Source organism: Streptomyces sp. CO7 (assembly GCF_053474865.1).
Genome location: NZ_JBRIOU010000004.1, coordinates 158,169 through 161,897, shown reverse-complemented (window position 1 = coordinate 161,897; position 3,729 = coordinate 158,169). Strand labels below are relative to the sequence as shown.

At 78.2% G+C, this 3,729-nt stretch carries 3 protein-coding genes; all 3 read right to left on the bottom strand.

Translation table 11 applies throughout. The annotated features are described in order from the left end of the window. On the bottom strand, nucleotides 1-1,305 hold a 1,305-nt coding region (locus ACOV8S_RS13435), incomplete at its 3' end, for a lycopene cyclase family protein (protein WP_448318057.1). A gap of 103 nt (nucleotides 1,306-1,408) precedes the next feature. Beyond that, the gene (locus tag ACOV8S_RS13430; RefSeq protein WP_448318056.1) at nucleotides 1,409-2,665 is read right to left on the bottom strand and encodes an NAD(P)/FAD-dependent oxidoreductase; all 1,257 of its coding nucleotides are present in this window, start codon (nucleotides 2,663-2,665) and stop codon (nucleotides 1,409-1,411) included. A 297-nt stretch (nucleotides 2,666-2,962) separates the two neighbouring features. Further along, a partial coding sequence (locus ACOV8S_RS13425; RefSeq protein WP_448318055.1) for a B12-binding domain-containing protein occupies nucleotides 2,963-3,729 on the bottom strand: 767 nt, incomplete at its 5' end.

Sequence of the window (3,729 nt, the reverse complement as noted above, 5' to 3'; positions counted from 1 at the left end):
GGCGGACGGCGGGCGGCGGCGGAGGAGGGGCACCTCGAGGGCGGTGCGGAGCATCGGGCCGACAGGGGTGCGCAGCCCGACGCCGAACTCCTCCCACAGGGAGGTGCGTCCGTCGAGGAAGCGCAGCAGGCGTTCGGCCGGCACGCGGCGGAACAGGTCGGTGAAGAAGGCGGGGCCGTCGATGCGGCCGGTGTCCAGCGCCCGCAGCATCACGGCGTCCATGGCGAGGGCCCGCCGCCCGTGCGGGGCGGGCATGTGCGCCCGGCCCGCGCGCAGCGCGTCCGCGACGGCCCGGCTCTGGCGCTGCACGGCGGCGAAGGTGTAGCCGGTGGCCGGCCGGGTCGCGCCGCCCGCGGTGCCGATCCGGAAGACGGAGCGGCCGGGCCGGCGGGCGAAGCGCCCGTCCGTCATGGGGATGACGCCCTGCTCCGACGCCTCCACGGTGAGCGCGCCGAGCCCGAGCACCTGGCGGCAGTAGTGGTCCAGCGCCGCCTCGTAGGCCTCGGTGGTGAGGGGGGCGCGGGAGAACTCCGTGTACTCGACCAGCGCCCGGTCGGGAGCCAGTGGCAGCACGTAGCCGAAGGCGAGACCGTGGCGGGGCTGCGGCACGCGGAAGTCCATCAGGTCGGCCACCGCCGGGTCGAAGCGGTCGCCCGAGGTCCGCACGAACCAGCCGCGGAAGTGCTGCAGCAGGTGGGTGCGGGCCGGCGGCAGGGCGTGCGCGGGCCGGGAGTCGAACACGTGGCGTGCGTGGAGCAGCAGCGTCTGCCCCTCGCGGGTCGTGCAGCGGACCGCGGCGCCGTCGGCCGTCTCCCGCACCGCCTCCGCCGTGGCCCGCACGATCCGGGCGCCCGGGGAGCGGGCCAGCCGGGCGTGCACCAGCCGTTCGAAGTCGGGGGAGCGGATCATCCGGTAGCGCAGCGGGGCCGGGTCCACGGTGAGGGCCCGCCCGTCGGCGCCGTGGACGCGCAGGCGCGACCAGGAGGCGGCCACGGCCTCACGCAGGTCGCCGTCGCCGCGGTCGCCGTCGCCGCGGTGGCCCTCGGCATGGTGGCCCGGGGCGTGGTGGCCGTCGGGGCCGCCGCCGGGATGCGCGTCGGCACCGTCGTCGTCGGCGGTCCAGTGGCACCAGGTGCGCTCGGGCGGGCGCAGGGGGCCGTCGGGGGCCTCCACCAGGGTCAGGGTGAGGGCGGGCGCCTCACGCGACAGCCGGTGCGCCAGGCTCAGTCCGGCCGCGCCGCCGCCGAGGACCACCACCTCGGACGTCAGGGAGGACGCGGCGGAGCGCGCGCCGTCGAGGGTCACAGTCCACTCCCGGAGGTCTCAGGCGGGTCGCCGGCCTTGCACGTGTCATCGTCTCTTCCGCGGCGGGCCCCGTGGTGGATGCGGCGCGCGGGCCCCGGTGGCGTCAGCCGGGTGACACGGCGGCGTCGGCGAGCACCTCCCGGGCGGCCCGGGTGCCCGACGCCAGCGCGCCCTGGACGCTGCCGGTGGCCCGGTGGTCGCCGCAGACGTACCTCCCGGCCCCCGCACGCGTGGTGCGGCTCAGCGGCCACGGCGGCTCCATCGCGGGCAGGGCGCCCCGCACGGTGTACACGGCGACCTGCCGCCAGTCTCCGGTGCCGGTCCCGTACAGCTCGCCCAGGCGGCGCAGCACCGCCTCGCCCCGGCCCGGGTGGTCCTCGCCCAGCACGGAGGTGGAGACGAGCGCGGTCCCCGGCGGCGCGTAGGCGGGCGTGACCTTGCTCGGCACGCAGGTGTTCAGCACCTGGAGGGTGCTGTCCACCACCAGCGTCGGCTCGTCCAGCGGCGGGCGGGCGGCCGCGTGGTAGTACGTGGTGACCGTGCGCCCGGCCGGTGCGCCCACCCCGGGCAGCAGACGCGCCGCGGTGGCCGCGTCGGTCGCCACCACGACCGCGCGGGCGGCCAGTTCGCGGCCGTCCGCGAGGAGCACGCCGTCGTCGGTGACCGCCTCCACCGGCGCCCCGAGACGGAGCACGCCCTCGGGCAGGCCGTCGGCCAGTTGCGCGGGGACGGCGCCGATGCCGTCGGCGGGCAGACAGAGCGTGCCGCGGACCATCGTCCGCCAGACCAGGTGGAAGAAGCGGGCGGAGGTCTCCAGGCGGTCCTCCAGGAACACCCCCGACAGGAACGGGCGCAGGATGTTGTCCACCGTGTCCGACGAGACCCCGGCGCAGGCCAGGGCGGCGGCCGTGGAGCGGGTGTCCGGACTCCGGGTGAGGACGCGGGCGGGCAGCACGGCGTCGCGGGCGGTGATCGCGCCGAGGGCGGCGAGGTCACGGGCCGGGAGGACCCGTCCCGGCAGCAGCGCGCCCGCGTCCGCGGGGCGGCGGGTGGGGTCGCAGAGGCGGACGGTGCCCTCCGCGGTGTGCGCCAGCAGGCCGGGGGTGAACGGCCTCAGCCGCAGCGCTCCGAGGTCCAGGCGCCGCTTGACCTGGGGGTACGAGGTGTTGAACACCTGGAAGCCGCGGTCCAGCAGGAACCCGTCCCGCCGGTCCGTGCGCATCCGGCCGCCCACGCCGTCGGACGCCTCCAGCAGCGCCACGCGCCGGCCCGCGCGGCACAGGTCCAACGCGCAGGCCAGCCCGGCGAGACCCGCGCCGACGACCACGGTGTCCGGGGTGCGCGGCCGCTGATCGCTCATGGTGCCCCTTCCCTTCGGCTTTCCGCGCCCGTCCCGCGGGGCGCGACGGGCGCCGCCGGGGTCTGAGCCCGGCCGCGTACGTGGCCCACCCGGCCTCCGGGCGGAGGGCGGGCAGCACCGCGGACGAGTACCCGGGCCCCGACCACCCGCACCTCGCCCCGGCACCAGCTGGGCCGTACGGGTGACGCGGCCGGTGGGCGCCCACCTCCCGGCGGGGCCCGGGTGCTCGCGGGTCGTCGCGGTCGGCCCCTCTCCCACCCGACCGGGCGGAAGCCACGTCCCGCCGTGCCCGGGGCCTCACCCGCGTGCCGCGGACTCCATCGCCGTGACCGCCTCGGCGAGGCCCGGCGGGTGGGGGAGTCCCGCGGCGGTCTGGCCGGCCCACCCGGGGCCCAGGGTGAGGACGGCAGGCCGTCTGCGGGCCCCGCGTACGCCCCACTCGATGGCCGCCACGTGCAGGGCCAGCGGCCGGCTGGCCGTGGTGCGGGACTGGGCCCACAGCCCCACCGCCGCCGGCCCGGTCCGGCGCACGGCGGTCACCAGGGACTCCACCGGCAGCGCCCCGCCGAACATGCGCACCGGCAGGCCCCGTTCGGCGAGCGCCGCCGACAGCGCCTCCAGCGGCAGCGTGTGGTTCTCCCCCGGGACACAGGCGAGCACCGTGGTAGCGCCGGGCCGGTCGGCGACCACCGGGGGCGCGTGGCGCCGCAGCGCACCGGAGACGTGCCAGGACAGGAAGTGCTCGACCTCCACGTACCGCTCGCCCGAGGTCTCCCACTTGCGGCCCACCGCCTGCAGGGTCGGCATGATCACCTCCGTCCAGGAGGCCACCAGGCCGTGCTCGCGTATGACGTCGTCCAGGAGTCCGTCGAGGGCCACGGCGTCCAGGCGCAGCGCCGCCCGGGCGATGCCCTTGCACTCCTGCCGCACGTCGCCCAGCCGCATCCCCGACCCGGCCCGGCTGCGCGCTCCCTCCGCACCCCCCGGGGCGGCAGCCGCACGACCTCCGCGGGGAGCGGAAACCGTCCCGTCGCCCCCGGGAGGAGCCGCCCCGGGGGGTGCGG

Excerpts from the sequence above, each read along its gene's own strand:
- ACOV8S_RS13430 (WP_448318056.1), bottom strand. The coding sequence starts at position 2,665 with ATGAGCGATCAGCGGCCGCGCACCCCGGACACCGTGGTCGTCGGCGCG.